Origin of the sequence: Corynebacterium sp. MSK122 (assembly GCF_030229435.2) — a bacterium.
In the GTDB taxonomy this organism is placed as follows: Bacteria; Actinomycetota; Actinomycetes; order Mycobacteriales; family Mycobacteriaceae; genus Corynebacterium; species Corynebacterium marquesiae.
The window spans coordinates 1-18,244 of record NZ_JASPHV020000006.1 but is presented as its reverse complement, the minus strand read 5'-3'; the positions used below and the strand labels follow the sequence as shown (position 1 = coordinate 18,244).

At 57.9% G+C, this 18,244-nt stretch carries 15 protein-coding genes; 3 read left to right on the top strand and 12 right to left on the bottom strand.

What is annotated here, in order from left to right:
* Positions 1–83: 83 nt before the first annotated feature.
* Together QP934_RS03820 and QP934_RS03815 are read right to left on the bottom strand one after the other, a co-directional pair.
* On the bottom strand, positions 84–2,627 hold the full coding sequence (locus QP934_RS03820) for a DEAD/DEAH box helicase (RefSeq protein ID WP_419126849.1): 2,544 nt from the start codon (positions 2,625–2,627) through the stop codon (positions 84–86).
* Positions 2,628–2,661: 34 nt separating this feature from the next.
* Positions 2,662–3,726: a PAC2 family protein gene (locus QP934_RS03815; RefSeq protein ID WP_340418830.1), complete on the bottom strand. Its 1,065-nt coding sequence runs from the start codon at positions 3,724–3,726 to the stop codon at positions 2,662–2,664.
* Positions 3,727–3,969: 243 nt separating this feature from the next.
* On the opposite strand from QP934_RS03815, the gene QP934_RS03810 reads away from it, so the two are divergent.
* Complete coding sequence (locus QP934_RS03810) at positions 3,970–5,055, top strand: DUF4192 domain-containing protein (RefSeq protein WP_340418831.1); 1,086 nt, start codon at positions 3,970–3,972, stop codon at positions 5,053–5,055.
* Positions 5,056–5,068: 13 nt separating this feature from the next.
* On the opposite strand, the gene galE is transcribed toward QP934_RS03810, so the two are convergent.
* The 9 genes from galE to QP934_RS03765 all read right to left on the bottom strand — a co-directional run bounded on the left by galE (position 5,069) and on the right by QP934_RS03765 (position 14,730).
* Positions 5,069–6,055 carry a UDP-glucose 4-epimerase GalE gene (galE, locus tag QP934_RS03805; RefSeq protein WP_419126848.1) on the bottom strand — a complete coding sequence of 329 codons (987 nt, stop codon included), beginning with the start codon at positions 6,053–6,055 and terminating at the stop codon, positions 5,069–5,071.
* Positions 6,056–6,057: 2 nt separating this feature from the next.
* Positions 6,058–6,735 (bottom strand): metal-dependent transcriptional regulator, encoded by a 678-nt coding sequence (locus QP934_RS03800; RefSeq protein ID WP_337887420.1) that lies wholly within the window; start codon positions 6,733–6,735, stop codon positions 6,058–6,060.
* Between the two features lie 222 nt (positions 6,736–6,957).
* The gene (locus QP934_RS03795; protein WP_005325073.1) at positions 6,958–7,971 is read right to left on the bottom strand and encodes a sigma-70 family RNA polymerase sigma factor; all 1,014 of its coding nucleotides are present in this window, start codon (positions 7,969–7,971) and stop codon (positions 6,958–6,960) included.
* Positions 7,972–8,153: 182 nt separating this feature from the next.
* Positions 8,154–8,945: a helix-turn-helix transcriptional regulator gene (locus tag QP934_RS03790; RefSeq protein ID WP_419126847.1), complete on the bottom strand. Its 792-nt coding sequence runs from the start codon at positions 8,943–8,945 to the stop codon at positions 8,154–8,156.
* 144 nt (positions 8,946–9,089) lie between these two features.
* A complete protein-coding gene (locus tag QP934_RS03785; protein ID WP_198493183.1) occupies positions 9,090–10,463 on the bottom strand; it encodes an L-serine ammonia-lyase in 1,374 nt (457 codons plus the stop codon).
* Between the two features lie 46 nt (positions 10,464–10,509).
* On the bottom strand, positions 10,510–11,925 hold the full coding sequence (locus QP934_RS03780) for an HAAAP family serine/threonine permease (protein WP_340418837.1): 1,416 nt from the start codon (positions 11,923–11,925) through the stop codon (positions 10,510–10,512).
* Between the two features lie 357 nt (positions 11,926–12,282).
* Positions 12,283–12,726 carry a D-aminoacyl-tRNA deacylase gene (gene dtd / locus QP934_RS03775; RefSeq protein WP_419126846.1) on the bottom strand — a complete coding sequence of 148 codons (444 nt, stop codon included), beginning with the start codon at positions 12,724–12,726 and terminating at the stop codon, positions 12,283–12,285.
* A 42-nt stretch (positions 12,727–12,768) separates the two neighbouring features.
* Entirely contained in the window at positions 12,769–14,340 is a 1,572-nt protein-coding gene (locus QP934_RS03770) for a DUF7059 domain-containing protein (RefSeq protein ID WP_419126845.1), read from the bottom strand.
* Positions 14,341–14,355: 15 nt separating this feature from the next.
* Complete coding sequence (locus tag QP934_RS03765) at positions 14,356–14,730, bottom strand: DUF3099 domain-containing protein (protein ID WP_239281982.1); 375 nt, start codon at positions 14,728–14,730, stop codon at positions 14,356–14,358.
* A gap of 137 nt (positions 14,731–14,867) precedes the next feature.
* Between QP934_RS03765 and QP934_RS03760 the strand changes: the two genes are divergently transcribed.
* Both QP934_RS03760 and QP934_RS03755 read left to right on the top strand, forming a co-directional pair.
* A complete protein-coding gene (locus tag QP934_RS03760) occupies positions 14,868–15,119 on the top strand; it encodes a DUF3039 domain-containing protein (protein ID WP_005325062.1) in 252 nt (83 codons plus the stop codon).
* On the top strand, positions 15,116–16,882 hold the full coding sequence (locus QP934_RS03755) for a DEAD/DEAH box helicase (RefSeq protein ID WP_198493179.1): 1,767 nt from the start codon (positions 15,116–15,118) through the stop codon (positions 16,880–16,882). The genes QP934_RS03760 and QP934_RS03755 overlap by 4 nt, the downstream gene beginning before the upstream one ends.
* A gap of 93 nt (positions 16,883–16,975) precedes the next feature.
* Here QP934_RS03755 and QP934_RS03750 read toward each other — a convergent pair.
* On the bottom strand, positions 16,976–18,244 hold a 1,269-nt coding region (locus tag QP934_RS03750), incomplete at its 5' end, for an RNA polymerase sigma factor (RefSeq protein WP_419126844.1).

Below are 18,244 nucleotides of genomic sequence, written 5' to 3'. Positions count from 1 at the left end.
CGGCTTTTAGCCGCCCTCGCGCTTGCCGACGTCCCTCTTATTCTGGGGCGTGGCAGCCAGGGCGGCTTTGTCGTTTTCGCTGGCTAGTACTCCACGCGCAGGTCTGCTAGGCGGACTTCGCCGGCCTCATCGGAGGCATCGAGATCTACCGTAGCGACGAACTGGTAGGCGTGATCGCCGTCTGGGTCCTTGATGATCTGACGCACGGACCACGCACGCGAGTCAGTATCGCCTAGACGGAAAAACTCCGGACCGCGGGCCTCGGGGCCGGAATCGATGTCATCATACTCATCGAAGTAATCATCTAGGATAGCGCCGAAGTCCGGCACCTCGTCCAAGTAATCGAGCAGCTCCGCCAAGCGGTCTTCCTTTTCCAAAGCAAAGAGTTGCACCAAGCGGAACATGTAATTGCGCACCATGATGGTAAAGGCGCGGCGATTGGCCGTGAGCGCGGTGGGGTCCTCCACGCCAAAGGCCAGCTCGCGGTCCACCGTATCTTGGTCGATGGGGGAGTCTTCGCCGGCCATTTGCGCCCATTCGTCGACAAGCGAGGAATCCACCTGGCGGATAAGCTCACCTAGCCAGACAACGATATCTTCGAGCTCTGGAGTGTTGTACTCGTCCGGAATGGACTGCTTAAGAGTGCGCCAGGCGTCGGTCAGGTAGCGCAAAATCACGCCCTCGGAGCGGGCCAAGCCGTAGGTGGCGACCAGATCCGAGAAGGTCATCGCATTCTCGAGCATGTCGCGCACCACGGACTTGGGTCGCAGCTCAAACTCCTTGACCCACGCATTGGTCTCAGCGAAAGTATCGTAGGCCTGCTCCAATAGCTCCTCAAGCGGCTTCGGCCAAGTGATATCCTCCACGATATTCATGCGGTCGGTGTAGTGCACCCCGTCCGCCTTCAGCGCGGCGATTTCTTCGCCGCGGCGCTGCTTCTGCTGGGCAATGAGCACCTGGCGCGGGTCATCTAGGATGGCCTCAAAAACTGAAATAACGTCCAGGTTATAGGTCTCCGCTTCCGGGTCCAGCAGCGAGAGCGCCGCCAAGGCGAATGGGCCCAGCGGCTGATTGAGCGCAAAGTCACGCGGCAGCTCTCGCACCAAATGGTAGGGGCGGCCGTAGATATCCAATCCCTTGGTGGACTTTTGCACGACGCCGGAATCCACTAGCCCGCGGAAGAGATCGAGTGCGGTGAGGATGTCTTTATTCTGCTTGCTGCGGTTATCGTGGTTGTCTCGCAGCAGGTGGCGCATGTGGTCATAGCCATTGCCGTGGCGCGCCAAGACATTGAGCAGCATGGAATTAGAAACGCGGAACTGAGAGGTCAGCTGTTCCGGCTCAGCCTCAGTAAGGCGCGCGAAAGTCTTCTCGGACCAGGACACCTCGCCTTCTCGGGCGGACTTTTTCTTGAGCTTCTTCAAGCGTTTGGGGTCGTCGCCGATGCGGCGGCGTTCCTTGGCATTTTCGATCTCGTGCTCGGGCGCCTCGACCACTACAGTGCCCTCGGTGTCATAGCCGGCGCGGCCGGCCCTGCCGGCAATCTGGTGGAATTCGCGCGATTTGAGGATGCGTTGGCGCTGGCCGTCGAACTTGGCAAGCCCAGTCATCAGCACGGTGCGGATGGGAACGTTAATGCCCACACCCAGGGTATCGGTACCGCAAATGACCTTAAGCAGTCCCTTTTGTGCCAGGCGCTCTACCAATCGGCGGTATTTGGGCAGCATGCCCGCGTGGTGGATGCCGATGCCCTTGCGCAGCAGCTTGGATAGATCCTTGCCAAAGGCGGTAGTGAAGCGGAACCCACCGATTTCCTGGGCAATCGCTTCCTTTTCTTCCTTAGTGATAATCCCCGAAAGTGAGGTCAACGCCTGCGCGCGCTCGGCCGCTTCACGCTGCGAGAAGTGCACCACGTAGATGGGTGCCTTCTTATCGGCCAAGAGCTCCTCGATGGTCTCGTGCACCGCGCTAAAGACGTAGGAAAAGTCCAGTGGCACGGGCCGCGTGGTGCCGGCGACGAGGTTGGTGGCGCGGCCGGTGCGGCGGGTGAGATCCTCTTCTAGCCACTGAGTATCGCCCAGAGTGGCGGACATGAGCAGGAACTGCGCCTTGGACAACTCCAGCAGCGGCACCTGCCATGCCCATCCGCGGTCCGGTTCGGAGTAGTAGTGGAACTCGTCCATCACTACCTGGTCGATATTGGCCTCGGTGCCATCGCGCAGCGCAATATTGGCCACAATCTCGGCGGTGGCGGCGATGATGGGGGCATTGCCATTAACGGTGGCGTCGCCAGTCATCATGCCCACATTCTCGGCGCCGAAGATATCGCACAGGGCAAAGAACTTCTCGCTCACAAGGGCCTTGATCGGTGCGGTATAGAAACTGCGCTGGCCACGAGCTAGGGCAATGAAGTGCGCAGCATTAGCCACCATGGACTTTCCCGAGCCCGTAGGGGTAGCGAGGATAACATTATCGCCGGCCAAAATACCGAGCGAGGCTTCTTCCTGAGCTGGGTACAAATTGATACCCCGGCCGGTGGTCCACGAGGTAAAGGTATCCCAAATTGCCTCGTCTACGAGGGGCTCGGGTACTTCCGTTAAATCTGGCAGCAGCTGAGATAAGTTCACCCCCACCACCTTAGCGGCGATGGGGGCGGGTTAGTTAGATATCGTCACCTAAGTCGCCCTCGCCCGAAGCAGAATCAGGGCCATCTTTCCCACCATCGGACTGTGGGCCTTTCTCCTCGGCGGAATCTTCGCGGTCATCGATCTCGGTATTGATAATTTGCTGGCTTTCTTCTTCATCCAAGGAAGCCAAGAATGCCTGGAATTCCTCGCTGATTTCCTCACCGGTAGGCATGGGCTCCTCGCCAGGCATGATCGCCTGCGGATGCTCCTTGCGGTAGCGCTCCATATAAGCGTCATACTGCTGCTCGAGTTGTTGGACTACGCCTTCAATCTCATCCGAGCCACCAACTTGTTCCTCCAGTTGGTTTTCCACGCGAGAAATGTCGGCCTCAATGCTGCCCAAAGGAATATTGAGGCGCACCGCCCGGGCCACCGCATCCAGCAACTGGAACGTGGCCTGCGGATAAGGCGAAGCGGCCAAGTAATGCGGCACGTGGACGGTATATCCAGCCACCGTGCGGTGCTTATCCGCCAGAGCCTTTTCCAGATACAGCGCGGCGGAGCCTGGCACCATCATGGTGGAATCCATCGAGAGCATGTGCTCAGTCAAGCGGGAGGAGGTGCCATGAGCCGTAACCACCGTAGGGCGGGTATGCGGCACCGGCATCGGCGCGGCATAGAGCATGATGGTGTCTTCAATATTGAACTTTTCCACCAGCTTCACCACGGCGGTAGTAAACGCCTCCCAGCGCATGTCTGGCTCAGGGCCAGACAGTAGTAGGAAGGTCTTGCCGGAATTATCGCGCAGGACCTTAATACCAAGATCCATAGACTCGATTTCCAGCGCCCGATCCTTATCAATCGTGATGGCTGGGCGGCGCGAGCGGTAATCAATCAGCTCATCAGAGTTAAACGATGCCAGCTGACGGCCTTCCAAAGCGGCCTTCAGGTGGTCAGCACTTGCCTCAATGGCCTGGCCAGCGTCAGCATAACCGTGCATGGCAACAATCATGGTGGGGCCTTGTCCGTCACCGGAATCATCCCTAATCACCGGAGCCGGATATTCCAGCTCATACATGCGGCGATCTTCTTCGTGCATGTTGTGTTACCTCCTTGCTTTCTCACCTACCCCAACGCCGCGTGCGTGCGTACTATTCCCGCGCGCACCGCGAGGTTAAATAAACAATTGTGCCCCAAACCGCTGCGCATTGCCAGCGCAATCCCAGGCGGGGTGTGGAAAGCCGCTTGCCGACGCCCCCTTCACCCCCACCTATCCACAGATCCCCACCACCTAGCCCTTGGTGGCCTATGCATAGTTGCGCGCGTGGTTGAAGCTGGGGCTATGGACATCACAACACCAACTCAGCCCATCCGTACGCCCGGCGATATCCTCGCCAATATTCCAGGAATCCTCGGATTCTTTCCCACCGAATCAGTCATCCTCATCTCCATCCAACCCAGCCAACGCGGATACAGCATCGGACCAGTAGCCCGTCTCGATCTGCACGATGTGCCTGGTGCGCTTCACGAAGTGATGGATGCGTTTCACTGCGGAAGTCCCGAAATCATTTTCTGCTTCGTGCTCTCCCAGCGCGAGGAAGGAGAGCTCTGGGACATCCTGCAGTCCCTTTATCATTTCCAAGACCAGACAGGTATGGGCATCGATGCCTGCTGGCTGTCCGAAGAACTCTCCACCAATACCGCCTACGACCTCATCTTTGGCCACGTCACAGAAAGCGGCGAGGGCCCGCTGCAGAACTGGATAGAAGGAACCATACCCGCCATCTCGACGAGCCACACGATGCGCGCCTGCGTGAATAATGGCATGCTTCCGGAACTTAGCCGCCATGACTTGGTCCAGCGCTTTAAGGACCCGAACCCCTACTTTGGGGAAGAAGAGATTAGAGCCATGGAGCGATGCGCCGAAGAGATTGCCTGCCAATTGCGCGCCGGGCACGGGTATGGCACTACAGATCCAGTGCAGGTGGTCAAATCCCTTATTGCCGATGCCCGCTATGTGCTCAGCGAGGTCGAATCGCTGGAGGAAACCCTAGAAAATGAAGAATTGTTGTGTGTGACAGCCATGTGGATGTCTACCACCTGGACCCGCGACCTAGTCATTACGGAGCTCGTCTCCGCGCCGCAGGAAGCAGGTGACCTGTTATTGGCGGTAGCGCGTACATTCCAGGGGCCTATTCGCTATAACGCTCTAGCTTTGTATGCTGCTAGCCAGGTGTCCCACGAATTCGGAATTTATGCCGGTCCGGCGCTTTCCGTAGTCGTAGAAGAGGCGCCCCATCACAATTTGGGGCGCCTCATAGCGCAGGGATATCGCAGCGGCATGGGAAAGCGGTTGGTCTCCAGCCTATGCCATGGTTGCGAGCTAGCCCGCGAGGCAGCGGGGCTCCGCGTCGACAGCCCCGCTTAACACGCGCGGCGTTCTAGGAGCGCTTCGCCGAATGTGCCTTATCGCCGAGCTGTCGGGTGAAGTTCCACGCGTCGGTGACGATGGTTTCCAGGTCCGTACGGGTGGGATTCCACCCGAGTTCGCGCTGAATCTTCGCAGAGGAAGCGATGAGCGTAGCTGGGTCGCCTGCGCGGCGCGGGGCCACCTCAGCCGGAATGTCGTGGCCGGTGACCTTGCGGCACATTTCGATGACCTGCTTGACGGAGTACCCATCGCCAGAACCCAAGTTGTAAATGCGGTGGGCGCCAGATTCATTGGACTCGAGGGCAAGCACGTGGGCGTCGGCTAGATCGCGGATATGGATGTAGTCACGCACTGGGGTGCCGTCTGTGGTATCCCAGTCATCACCGAACATGAAAATCTTATCCCGGTGGCCCAAAGCAACTTGCAACACGATGGGGATGAGGTGGGTTTCTACCTCGCGGTTCTCGCCAATTTTTCCGTAGGCGCCAGCCACATTGAAATAGCGCAGCGAGGTGGCGCCCAGGCCGTAGGCGTGGGCAAAGGACGTGATCATGTAGTCGATGGCCAGCTTGGTCGCACCATACGGATTGGTGGGCTGGGTTGGCATGTCTTCCGTAATTGGGACCTGGTCAGGCTCACCGTAGGTTGCAGCGGTGGAGGAAAAGACGAGGTTTTTGACGTCGTTATCCCGCATGGCATTAAGCAGCATCAGGGTAGTAACTACGTTGTGCTGCCAGTACTCATCTGGTTTTTCCACGGATTCGCCCACCAAGGAGCGTGCAGCGAAGTGAATGACGCCTTCGAAGCCACCTTCGCCCAGGACATCGGCAGCCTTGTCTGCGACGTCGCCCTCGATGAGGCGGGCGGCTTCCGGAACGGCCTCACGGTTGCCGGTGGAGAAATTATCGATGATGGTTACGTCATGGCCCTGCTCGACTAATACTGCGGCGCAGACGCTGCCCACGTAGCCGGCGCCACCGGTGATGAGAAGTTTCATGGCTATACCTCCACGCGCACTGCGTGCGCCAAATCGTCGGAAAGCACGACGCTGCCGCCTTCCGGTGTCGACAGTGTAATCGTGCCGCTGTTATTGACTACAGACACCTTGGCGCCCACACGGATTCCAGCATCGGTGAGTTCTTGGAAGGTGCCATCATCAACCTGCAGAATTTCATTGACCTGGATGACGGTCGCGAAGACTTGCTCGCCATTGGGGAGATCGACCGCGCGGGTGCCCTGGTCCGGCTGAGTAACATCGAAGCCAAGTGCAGATAGCGCCGGAATAGGATTGCCAAAAGGCGACCGCGTCGGATCATCGAGAACGGCAACCATGCGCTTTTCCACCTCTTCGCTCATCACATGCTCCCACCGGCAGGCTTCGTCGTGAACCTTGGCAATGTCGAGCCCCAGGACGTCGGTAAGCAAACGCTCTGCCAACCGGTGCTTGCGCATGACTGCGGTAGCTAGGTCGCGGCCCTTGTCCGTGAGATCCAAGCTGCGGTCGGTGCGCACGTGCAAAAGGCCATCGCGCTCCATGCGAGCTACAGTCTGAGAAACCGTAGGCCCAGACTGCTCCAAACGCTCCGCAATGCGGGCGCGTAGGGGAGTAATGCCTTCTTCCTCTAGCTCGTAGATGGTCCGCAGATACATCTCCGTTGTATCAACTAGGTCCCTCACGTGGGCATACCTTTCTGTGTGAATACAGTTACGCGGCTATAGTCCCGCCCAAGAACGGGAAAGCGCTTTCTAGACTCTGCAGTCCAGATTAGCCTACCCAAGGCTTGGCTCGCCGCTAGGAACCAAGCCGATGTCTTATCAACGCCAAACCCCGAGCCCATGGCGGTACGTTGCCAAATGGGCCCGGGGAGAGGATGCGCTGCCAAATGCGGTAGGCGTGGATTACAAAGCGTACTCGCGCAGGCGATCGGCGCGGTTTCCATCGCGCAGCTTTGCCATGACTTCGCGCTCAATCTGGCGAACACGCTCGCGTGAAAGGCCGAAGCGGCGGCCTATCTGATCCAAGGTGCGCGGAACACCATCATCGAGGCCATAACGCAGGCGGATGACGTCCTGCTCGCGCTTCTCTAAGGTGTCAATCACACCGCGGATATCAGAGTGGCGCATAGATGCGACGACCGCAGTTTCAGCATCGGTAGCTTCTGCATCTTCAATGAAGTCGCCCAAAGGAGCTTCTTCATCGGTACCTACCGGCATATCGAGAGAGACCGGATCGCGTGACTGGCGCAGCAGCATTTCAATCTTGTTCTCATCAATACCGGATTCTTCCGAAAGCTCCTCGTTGGTAGCTTCGCGGCCCAATGATTGATACATCTCACGCTTAATACGAGAAAGCTTGTTAACCTGCTCAACCAAGTGGACCGGGAGGCGAATGGTGCGGGACTGGTCAGCCATGCCGCGGGTAATCGCCTGACGGATCCACCAAGTGGCGTAAGTGGAGAACTTGAAGCCCTTGGCGTAATCGAACTTCTCCATTGCGCGGATAAGGCCTAGGTTGCCCTCCTGGATGAGATCCAGCAGTGGCATACCGCGGCCAGTGTAGCGCTTGGCCAGCGAGACAACGAGGCGCAGGTTGGCTTCGAGCAGGTGGGAGCGTGCCTTCTTGCCTTCGCGGGCGAGGATCTTTAGGTCGCGCTTTTCCGCGCGGGTGAGCTTTTCTGCGTTATTGAGCTTGTACTCCGCGTACAGTCCAACCTCGATGGCCTGAGCGAGTTCTACCTCATCTTCCGCGCTGAGCAGTGCGGTCTTGCCGATGCCGTTGAGATAAACGCGGACGAGGTCGGCAGAAGGATTATCGTTGGTTTGGTTGCGGCGAGATCCGCGGTCTACTTCCTGTTCTTCATCAGTAGTGGCACTTGAAGTGCCCTTGGCGGTGGTGGCAGATGTCTTCGTCATAGTGAAGCCTCCTGAATTTGTCGCCGGTTTCACAAAGTACAACGGAGTCTTTAGCGATTTAGTTCCCAGTGCAGAGAGAATTAGTAAAAACAGTTGGTCCCCGTGGTACAACTCCACCTTTTCGGGGGAGAGGTACCACGGGGATCGGTTACGAGCTGCGAATAGCTTGGTATGTGGAACTACTATCCGCGCACCTGGACGAGGTAGCGGTAGATAGTCGGTTCAGATACGCCTAGGCGCGTCGCTGCCGCGGCAATTCCGCCTTTAAGAAGAAAGAATCCTGCATCCTCAAGGTCAGAGACCACTTCGAGTCGCTCCTCGCGCTGCATGCGAGGTACTGGCGTGCTCTGGTTAGAAATTGCGGAATTCAACATGGAATCTAGAAGGTTCTCCACGTTGGAGCGCAAGGACTCGCTGACTTCTTCCTTCTCTGGCGCCTCTTCCGCAGCCTCGTCTTCTGGAACCGGGTCTGGTACCGCGACGGGTCGCTGCGGCAGCTCTTCTGTACCGGGGTAGCCGCCGAAGGCCTTTGACTTATCAAGTGCGGGATCATCGGCGTTGCCGATAAGTGCGGCGGCAGCATCGCGAATGTGTACCAACTCAGAGACATCAACATTGATGCACAGCATGCCCCGCATATGGCCGGAGTCGTCTCGGATGAAATAACTAGAAGAGCGGCAAATTTTTCCTTCCGCATTGACGGCGCGGTAGCCGGTCATCATGGGGATTGCTGCGGCATCGCCTTGTTTCATAAACCACAGAGCGAAATCGGTCACTGGGCCGCCTAGCTGCCGGCCAGAGATGTGGCCGTTGGCGATGGCCATGATGGATTTATCGGGAACGTCGAGATCGTGCAGCACGATTTCGGTGTTGGGGCCCATTGCCTTACCGAGGAATTCGACGAGGGGAATGTACTGCTCGAGGAAGTTTTCTTCGGAGGCACTGCCGCTAGGGAAATTCATTAGCTGAAGCATGTCCTTTAATTCCTGTCAGGTTATAGAGAAGATATCACACGGAAGCGAATAGGCGGAAGGGGGAGTAGCGCCAAGAAAGCCGGATGAACACAAGCGGCTTAGCGCTGTGCTCACCCGGCTCGTCGCTTCTTTAGAGGGTGGTCTCTATCCACACACCGGAACTGGCGGGTGAACTGCTAGGGCCAGGCCACCTTGTGAGGTTTCCCTGTACTTGGCGTTCATATCCTTACCAGTCTTATACATGGTCCAGATGACTTCGTCCAAAGAGACGCATGGCTTGCTCTCGCGTTCCAGCGCCATGCGGGCGCTGGTGATGGAGTCAACGGCAGCGACAGCGTTGCGCTCAATGCAGGGTACCTGAACCTGCCCGAGTACTGGGTCACAGGTCAGGCCTAGCTTGTGCTCCATGCCAATCTCGGCTGCAATGCAAACCTGCTCTGGGGTAGCGCCCATGAGCTGGGCGAGACCGCCAGCAGCCATGGAGCACGCTACACCAACCTCACCCTGGCAGCCGACCTCAGCGCCAGAGATGGAAGCGTTCATCTTGTACAAGGAAGCAATCTGGTTGCAGGCGAAGATGTAATCAGCAAACATCTCGGTGGTAACGGGCTCAACGAACTTGTCGTAGTAAGCCAGTACTGCCGGGACAACGCCGCAGGCGCCGTTCGTAGGTGCGGTGACAACGCGGCCGCAGGATGCATTCTCTTCAGAGATAGCCAGTGCGAACATATTGACCCAGCTGAGGATGTTTAGACCATCGTGCGGTTCGGACTGCTCCAGGCGGCGCCTGAGGGCAGCGGCGCGGCGGGGGACAAGGAGGGAGCCTGGGAGCGGGCCGTCGGTAGCGGAGCCGCGCTCGATGCCGGTGTACATGACATCGCGAACCTTGCGCAGGTGCTCATTGACCTCTTCTTCGGAACGAAGTGCCAACTCGTTGGCAAGGCCTAGCTCTGGGAGAGTCATGTTGTTCTTCTCGCATAGCTCGAGCATTTCTGCGGCGCTGGCGTACGGGAAGGGGATATCAACCTTGGCGTCCGTGCGCTTGGCAAAGTCTTCCTGCTTGACGATGAAACCGCCGCCGACCGAGTAGTAGGTCTTGTGCAGGATGTCTTCCTCGCCGGCGAAGGCGATAAGACACATGCCGTTCTCGTGCATTGGGAGGTACTCATCGTGGAAGTAGAAGCCGCCGTCCTTGGGGAATTCCACCTCGCGGGAGCCGCCCAGCATGAGCTTCTCGCTGCTGCGGACATTCTTCATGAATTCGGAGATGCCGTCGATATCAACTGTCTCTGGCTCTTCACCGGCCAGGCCGAGGAGGATGGCCTTGTCTGTGGAGTGGCCGATGCCCGTGAGGGAGAGGGAGCCGTACACATTTGCCTGAACTCGAGTGACCTTGTCAAAGAGGTCCTTTTCCTTGAGCTCGTCCACGAAAGCCTTGCCGGCTTTCATTGGGCCAAGGGTGTGTGAGCTTGAGGGGCCGATGCCAATCTTGAACATATCGAAGATGCTGATGAACATTGTTCTTTCCTTGAATCCTCTGCGATTTTCTCGTCTGTGGCGGTGCTTAGAAAGCCTGGACGATGGAGTAGATGATGGTTGCTAGGGCGACGAGGCCCATGAAGAAGACGAAGTAGTTGGAAGCCTTGCCCTTGTAGCGCTTCAGCGCTGGGACCTTGTGGATGGCGACCATTGGGATGATGAAGAGCATGATGGCAATCGTCGGGCCACACAGGGTTTCAATCATGCCCAAGATGGATGGGTCAGCCCAGGCGACGAGCCAAGCGGTGACCAGCATGAAGATGAGGGTGATGGTATCGAGCTTGTGGGCGGACTCTGCGTCGTCCTTGCTTGCGTTCTTGCTGCCCTTGACGACGAGGCCTTCGAAGCCTTCGGCTGCGCCGAGGTAGTGGCCGAGGAAGGACTTAGCAACTGCAATCATGGCGATGATGGGGGCAATCCACTGGATAAGTGGGTTATCGAAGTGGTTGGCCAGGTAGGACAAGATGGTGATGTTTTGCGCCTTAGCGTCTGCCATGTCAGCCGGGGAGAGGCTCAGAGCGCAGGAGAAGACGAAGAACATAACCACGACGACCATGAGGATTTCTGCGCGGAGCAAGGTCTTGCGGGACTTGGCCTCAGCGAACTTGCCGTAGGTCTGGCGGCGGTCAACGGCGAAGGAGGAAATCATCGGGGAGTGGTTGAAGGAGAAGACCATAACCGGGACCAAGAGCATCAGGGTAACGCCCATGCTGTGGCCAGAAGCCTCGCGAGCAACGTTGAGGTCGAAGGAATCAAAGAGCGCGGTATTCCACTTCGGGATGAGGTAGAGGGAAAGCAGAACCAAGATGCCGATGAATGGGTATACCAAATAAGACATGACGTGAACTACGACGTCCTTGCCCATGCGGACGATTAGGATGAGGCCGCCTACCAGCAGGAGGGAGGTAAGCCAGCGTTCCGGAGGAGTAATTCCGAGCTGGTGCTCCAGGAAGGAGTTGACCGTGTTGGTGATGGTGACCGAGTAGACCAGCAGGATGGGGTAGACCGACAGGAAGTACAGGATGTTCATGAGCACACCAGCCTTCTTGCCAAAGTGCTCTTCCACGACGTCCGTGAGGTCGCCGTCTGGCTTGGAACTGGACAGTACCAAGCGGGTCATTCCGCGGTGAGCCCAGTAGGTCATAGGCAGTGCTACGACTGTCATGATGATAAGCGGGATGATGCCACCGATGCCGGCGTTAATGGGGAGGAAGAGGACACCAGCGCCGATTGCGGTGCCGAACAGGGAGAGCATCCATACGGTGTCTTCCTTATTCCACTTCGGTGCACCCTTCTGGCCATCGAACGGGGTGTCAATGCCAGGGGCTGGTGCTGATTCCTTGGAGGAGGGAGCTGCCTTGGAGGCCTTGAGATCCTCAGGCATCTCAGCCTGGTTTTCTGGGTGCTGGGCTTTGTTGCGCCGCGTGATTGAGTGGGACATTTTCTTTCCTACATCTAGTTGGTCGGCCGAAGCGTTTGGGCTTCTGCAACCATGATTGAGCAAATTTTCTCAATCAATTTTGCGTTTGTAGGATTTTGAGAATCTATCTCATATCCTGCATGTCCAGCCCTTTTGCTTCGCTGTGCCTTCAGTATAGAACAAAATCTTGCAGAGTGATAATAAATTATTGCACTGCGAGTAGGGCATTTATCACCCTCTGGGAATTTGCATTCCCCTGCGCTTTATGGCTTGCTCTACACAATATCTGGAAAAGTGGTTTGGCTCATAGAATCGTTGGTAATCGGGCCTGATTAACACGATTTTCAGATCTCGTGGGGCGGAAATTGAGGGTGCGGGCTAGGTCTCTACCAAGACAGTGAAAGGTCCTTCGTTCACAGAGGAAACGCGCATTTTAGCCCCGAATTGGCCTGTTTCTACTGACACGCCGCGTTCCCTGAGGTTCGCAATAATCGCTGCGATGACTGGTTCGGCCTCGGGTCCTGGAGCGGCATCCGCCCACGAAGGGCGTCGACCTTTGGCAGTGCGGCCGTACAAAGTAAATTGGCTCACCACAAGCACGGGCGCTCCGGCATCAATGACTGACACTTCGCCATCAAGAATGCGCAGTTCTGCAATCTTGCGTGCCATCTTCTTAGCGCGGGGTTGCCAATCACCCATATCCTCGCGTGAGAACCCAATTAGAGCGAGAAGGCCACCGGTTTCGGGACTAGTAATGGCCCCTACGGTCTCTCCATCGACGGTCACTGTGGCCTCCGATACCCGAGTCAAAACTGCGCGCATGGTTTACTTCTCCTTATATAACGAGTGGGGGAAAGTGCGGATCTAGCTGAGGTCCGGCGAATCGGTATCCAAGAGGAGATCAGCTGGGATAAGCAGGCCATGTCGGACCATATCGATCACGGCGGGTAGGGCAGCAGTAGTAAGTTCTGCTTCGTCGAATCCGTGCGCCGCCGCATACAGGCCAATGGTTTCTTCCAGGTTCAAGCCCTGTGGGTTGAGTCCGGCGACTATGGCAGCGATGTGTTCATCTACTTCGTGGCTCCAGCGCGGACCGTCGGTGCGAGTAAGACGTAGCGCGGCCCGTGTAAAGCCCTGGCCCAATTCCCCATCTGGGGTGCTGATATCTTCGCGTGCCAGCCCCGGGCGCACGTGGAAGTGCTTTCCCTGTAGCTCGCCGGGCACTAGGTCGCGCAACCACGCCACACGGGCAAAGTATTCTTCTACTTCAGGTCCAAGTGGGTCGCTAAAGGCCTGCGGCATATCTTCGGCCAAGATATCGGCAGGTTCATCGTCGCCGATGCGTTGGATAGCGACAAATCCAAAGCCAATGCCATTGACCTCATGTTGCTGAAAATGTTCCAGCCAGGCGCGTGAGCGCTCTTGTCCTTCAGAGGAGCGTACATCCAGGGATTCGTCTTCGAGCCAGGTGGACACATAGAGTGCGGGATCGGCTACGTCGCGCTGAATGATCCAGGCGGCAATCCCTTTGTCTGGCAGCCAGGAAGCAACGCGTTGCTGCCAGGTCTCGCCGCTGATGTGTACCCAAGCGGCCAGAAGGTGAGCCGTTCCGCCAGGGGTTAGGTGGTCGGTGGCCCGAGAGACAACCAGCTCGCTGGCACCATCCAGGTTTAACCCGGAATCGCGGTAGACGTGGCCAACTTCGGGAAGGCCAACGACAAAAGGTGGGTTAGCTACGAGGCGGTCAAAGCGGCGGCCGGCTACGGGGTCGAACCACGAACCTTGCAGCAATTCCACTTTCTCGCTATCGCCAGTAGCGGCAATGGTAGCCTCGGCCAATTCCAACGCGCGCTCATGCACGTCGGTGGCGGTAATCTTGTCAGCGCAATCGAGCTGCCCCAGCAATTGGACGCCCGAGCCAGTGCCTAGATCTAAGACGCTGCCCACTGGGCTTACTGGTGTGGATTGCAGTAGGGAGAGGCTTGCCGCGCCAACGCCAAGCACATGGTCTGGGCCAGGTACGTGGTCGACCAAGGAGGCGTCGACGTCGGAGAAGATGAGACGGTTGGCGCCAACGATGGTGTGGGGGCGGATATCGAGGGCAATGTATGCCTTGCCATGGGCGTCGGCAACCGCAACATTGGCATCCAGCAACTGGGTAGCCAGGCGCGCGCCTACCGCCTCGCCCAAAAGCGTGGCCGGCAGGTGTTGATGCAGGAGGAAGAAGCGGATCAAAAGATCCAATTGAGATTCGCTGTGCGCGGCGAGCGCAACTGGTGCGGGTTCGCCGCGGAAGAGGGCCTCGGTAACTTCCGGACCTAGGTGCCCGGCTACGCCATCGGTAGTAAAACCGGCGGCGGTAAAGACGTCGGAAAGCTCTGCGGCCAGCTTGGCTAGCGCGGGGGCATTAAAGTCGGGGCCAAAAGCGGTCGTCATGTAGGCAGGAATCCTTTACTCTTCTTCGTGATCGATGATGTCGTGGTGTGCCTCAATAGGCCGGGCGGTACCGCCGGATACCTGTGGGGCGTGGGCCTGGCTATAAAGCTGCCGGTTCATGGCTGGCTTGTACACGTTTTTCTCGCGCTTATCCTTCTTTTCACCCCGGCCGTTGCCAATCACCACGGCTATCCAGGGGAGGGGAAATGTCACGCCCACAATGATGGCGGCTAAAAGCCACCAATGCATATAAAGGAAATAGCCTGCGATGAGCAGGGAAGGAACGCGCAAAAACTGGAAGATTCCGTACCGAATTTCGCGGCGCTTGCGGTCCTGGCCAGGCGTGAGCTTGGCATCTGTGATGAGATAGCGCTCTTTTTTGCCAAACAACCTAGACTCGGCTCCCCTCGTGCGCGTCGGAGTTCCCTCGATAAGGGGAGTGGGGCGCAGTGGCCGGCGTGCATGACGTGTACATGTTCTCCAAGGGTAGCCGCCTGACTCGCAAAGTTCGATGCCGATGCGGCAAAATGGAGTGCGTGACTACGACTACGAAGACAATTGAACGGCCAGATATTCGTGAAGACACTTCGACGACGGATAATGACACGCCGAAGTTCTTCCACTACGTCAAAAAGGATCACATCCTCGATTCCGCGGTGAACGGCAAGTACGTCGTTGCGCTATGCGGCGAAACTTTCCCGGTGACCAAGCAGGCAAAGCCGGGTTCTCCGGTGTGCCCCGATTGTGAGCGTGTGTATAAGGGTCTGCGCCGCAAGTGAGGACTTTTAAAAAGACTAACCTTCGCGCTTGGCAGCAATCCGCCCTCGATAAATTCCTCGCCACTAAGCCGCAGGACTTCATGGCGGTGGCGACCCCGGGCGCCGGAAAGACTACCTTCGCACTGCGCATTGCCACCGAGCTCATGGAAGACCGCACGGTCGAGCGCGTCATCGTGGTGGTGCCTACCGAGCACCTTAAGACCCAGTGGTCTAGCGCTGCCGCGCGTGTAGGTCTAGCCCTAGATCCCGCGTTTAGCAATTCCTCTGCCGTTAATCCCTCCATGGACGGCATTGTGGTGACCTATGCGCAGGTGGGTATGCACCCCTTCAAGCACCGCGCGGTGGCCTCTGCTCGGCGCACTTTGGTGATCCTTGATGAGATTCACCATGCAGGCGACGCCAAGAGCTGGGGCGATGGCGTCAAGGAAGCCTATGATGATGTCAATCACCGCTTGGCTTTGACCGGTACCCCCTTCCGCTCCGATGACTCGCCCATTCCATTCGTTCAGTACGTAGACGATGGGGAGGGGCACAAGGTATCCCGCTCGGACCATACCTATGGCTATGGCGATGCGCTTGCCGATGGCGTTGTGCGCCCCGTTGTCTTTCTTTCTTACTCTGGCGAAGCCCGCTGGCGCGATTCGGCCGGTGAGGAGCATGCAGCCCGTTTGGGCGACATTATGAATGCGGAGCAAACCGCCCGAGCGTGGCGCACCGCCTTGGACCCCAAGGGCGAGTGGATCCCTGCGGTGCTGCAGGCGGCGCATACCCGCCTGATGCAAATGCGACGCAATATGCCGGATGCCGGCGGCCTGGTGCTGGCTTCGGATACGACGACCGCACGCGCCTATGCCAAGATCCTCAAGCAGCTTTCCAATACACCTGTGTCGGTGATTCTGTCTGATGATCCCGGCTCCTCGGACCGCATTCAGGAATTTTCGGAGTCCACCGATGAGTGGATGGTGGCAGTCCGCATGGTGTCCGAGGGCGTCGACGTCCCGCGCCTAGCGGTGGGCGTCTATGCTACCTCGGCATCGACCCCCCTCTTTTTCGCCCAGGCCATCGGCCGCTTCGTGCGCTCGCGCATGCCGGGTGAGACGGCGTCGGTTTTCCTTCCTTCGGTCCCTGTCTTGCTGGGTTTGGCCGAAAATATGGAAAAGTCCCGCGACCACGTCTTGGGTGAAGAAAAGCCCGACAAGGAAGGCTGGGACGATGAACTGCTAGAGCAGGCGAATCAGAAGAAGACCGAACCAGACATGCTGGAGAAGTCTTATGAGTCGCTTGGTGCCGAGGCAGAGTTCTCGGGCCTGCTCTACAACGGTTCGCAGTTCAATACCGGGGATATGACCACCGATGAGGAAGCGGACTTCCTTGGCATTCCCGGACTACTGGATGCGGACCAAGTAAAAGATTTGCTGCGCAAGAAGCAATCCGAAGAAATGGACCGCCGCGAAGCGGAGGAAAAGGCGCGACGCGCCGCTGAGGCGGAGGAAGCTCACCGCCGCAAGCTCTACGGCATGGACTATGCTCCGGCCTCACGGAAGAAGTCTATGGAATCTGAGCCCAGCGACACCGGAGTCGTCGATGAGCTAGGCCAGCTGCGCAAAGAGCTCAATACGGTCGTATCCATCGCTGCCCAGCGCTCCGGCCGCCCGCACGGTGCTATCCATACTGAGGTGCGCAAGGCCTGTGGCGGTCCGCCCACCGCGCTGTGTAGTGCCGAGCAGCTGCGCGAGCGCATCGAATACCTGCGCAAGTGGTAGAGGTAGAGCGGCCGACGGTGGATAGAAAGTAGTTACGCAAAAAGCCCGCACCGAAATTGGTGCGGGCTTTCTACGCTCCTGCAGCTGCAGCGATTAGTCGAGGTAATCGCGCAGAACCTGCGAACGGGACGGGTGGCGCAGCTTCGACATCGTCTTGGACTCGATCTGGCGAATGCGCTCGCGGGTAACTCCGTAGACCTGGCCAATCTCGTCTAAAGTGCGCGGCATGCCGTCGGTCAAACCAAAGCGGAGGCGAACCACGCCGGCCTCACGCTCGGACAGCGTTGTCAGCACGTCTTGGAGCTGATCCTGCAGCAAGGTGAAGGATACGGCGTCGACCGCGATGACGGCCTCAGAGTCCTCGATGAAGTCACCCAATTGGGAATCGCCTTCGTCACCGATGGTCTGATCCAAGGAAATGGGCTCGCGGGCGTACTGCTGGATTTCGAGCACCTTTTCCTCGGTGATATCCATCTCCTTCGCCAACTCCTGCGGGGTAGGCTCACGGCCCAAGTCCTGCAGCAGCTCGCGCTGGATGCGGCCCAGTTTGTTGATGACTTCCACCATGTGCACTGGGATACGGATGGTACGAGCCTGGTCAGCCATGGCGCGAGTAATGGCCTGGCGGATCCACCAGGTGGCGTAAGTGGAGAACTTATAGCCCTTGGTGTAATCGAACTTCTCCACCGCGCGGATAAGGCCCAAGTTGCCTTCCTGAATGAGGTCCAAGAAAGCCATGCCACGGCCGGTGTAGCGCTTGGCCAAGGAAACCACCAGACGCAGGTTGGCCTCCAGTAGGTGGTTCTTGGCCTTGCGGCCATCGCGGGAGATGCTGCGCAGGTCGCGCTTTTCCATGGGGGAGAGCTTGGCAGCCTTATCGCCTTCGGCGCGGGCTTTTTCCATCTCATCCATGCGGTGCTGTGCGTACAGGCCAGCCTCGATGCGCTTGGCTAGGGAAACCTCTTGCTCGGCGTTGAGCAGGGCGACCTTACCAATCTGCTTGAGGTAGGCACGAACGGAGTCAGCAGAGGCGGTTAACTGCGCATCCTTGCGTGCCTGGCGCAGCGCAGCGGATTCTTCCTCGTCCCAGACGGAAGAGGAGTCTTCCTCTTCTTCCTCATCGTCGTCGTCCAAGTCCTCTTCGAGGTCTTCGCCGGCGTCGAAGTCATCATCGTCTTCGATGTCCGCATTGGTGGGATCGAAGTCGACGTCTTCGTCGTGCTCGTCCTCCTCGAGCTCCTCTTCTGCTTCCGGCTGTGCCTGCTTTTCGGACTCGGCTGGGGATTCCTGTTTCTTTGCCGCGGATTTGCGGACCGTCTTCTTAGTGGCCTTTTTGGCAGACTTCTTAGTGGTCTTCTTGGC

Bases quoted from the DNA above. Each gene is read 5' to 3' on its own strand.
- QP934_RS03815 (WP_340418830.1), bottom strand. From the start codon at position 3,726: ATGCACGAAGAAGATCGCCGCATGTATGAGCTGGAATATCCGGCTCCG.
- QP934_RS03810 (WP_340418831.1), top strand. From the start codon at position 3,970: ATGGACATCACAACACCAACTCAGCCCATCCGTACGCCCGGCGATATC.
- galE (WP_419126848.1), bottom strand. From the start codon at position 6,055: ATGAAACTTCTCATCACCGGTGGCGCCGGCTACGTGGGCAGCGTCTGC.
- QP934_RS03795 (WP_005325073.1), bottom strand. From the start codon at position 7,971: ATGACGAAGACATCTGCCACCACCGCCAAGGGCACTTCAAGTGCCACT.
- QP934_RS03790 (WP_419126847.1), bottom strand. From the start codon at position 8,945: ATGCTTCAGCTAATGAATTTCCCTAGCGGCAGTGCCTCCGAAGAAAAC.
- QP934_RS03785 (WP_198493183.1), bottom strand. From the start codon at position 10,463: ATGTTCATCAGCATCTTCGATATGTTCAAGATTGGCATCGGCCCCTCA.
- QP934_RS03780 (WP_340418837.1), bottom strand. From the start codon at position 11,925: ATGTCCCACTCAATCACGCGGCGCAACAAAGCCCAGCACCCAGAAAAC.
- dtd (WP_419126846.1), bottom strand. From the start codon at position 12,726: ATGCGCGCAGTTTTGACTCGGGTATCGGAGGCCACAGTGACCGTCGAT.
- QP934_RS03770 (WP_419126845.1), bottom strand. From the start codon at position 14,340: ATGACGACCGCTTTTGGCCCCGACTTTAATGCCCCCGCGCTAGCCAAG.
- QP934_RS03760 (WP_005325062.1), top strand. From the start codon at position 14,868: ATGGAGTGCGTGACTACGACTACGAAGACAATTGAACGGCCAGATATT.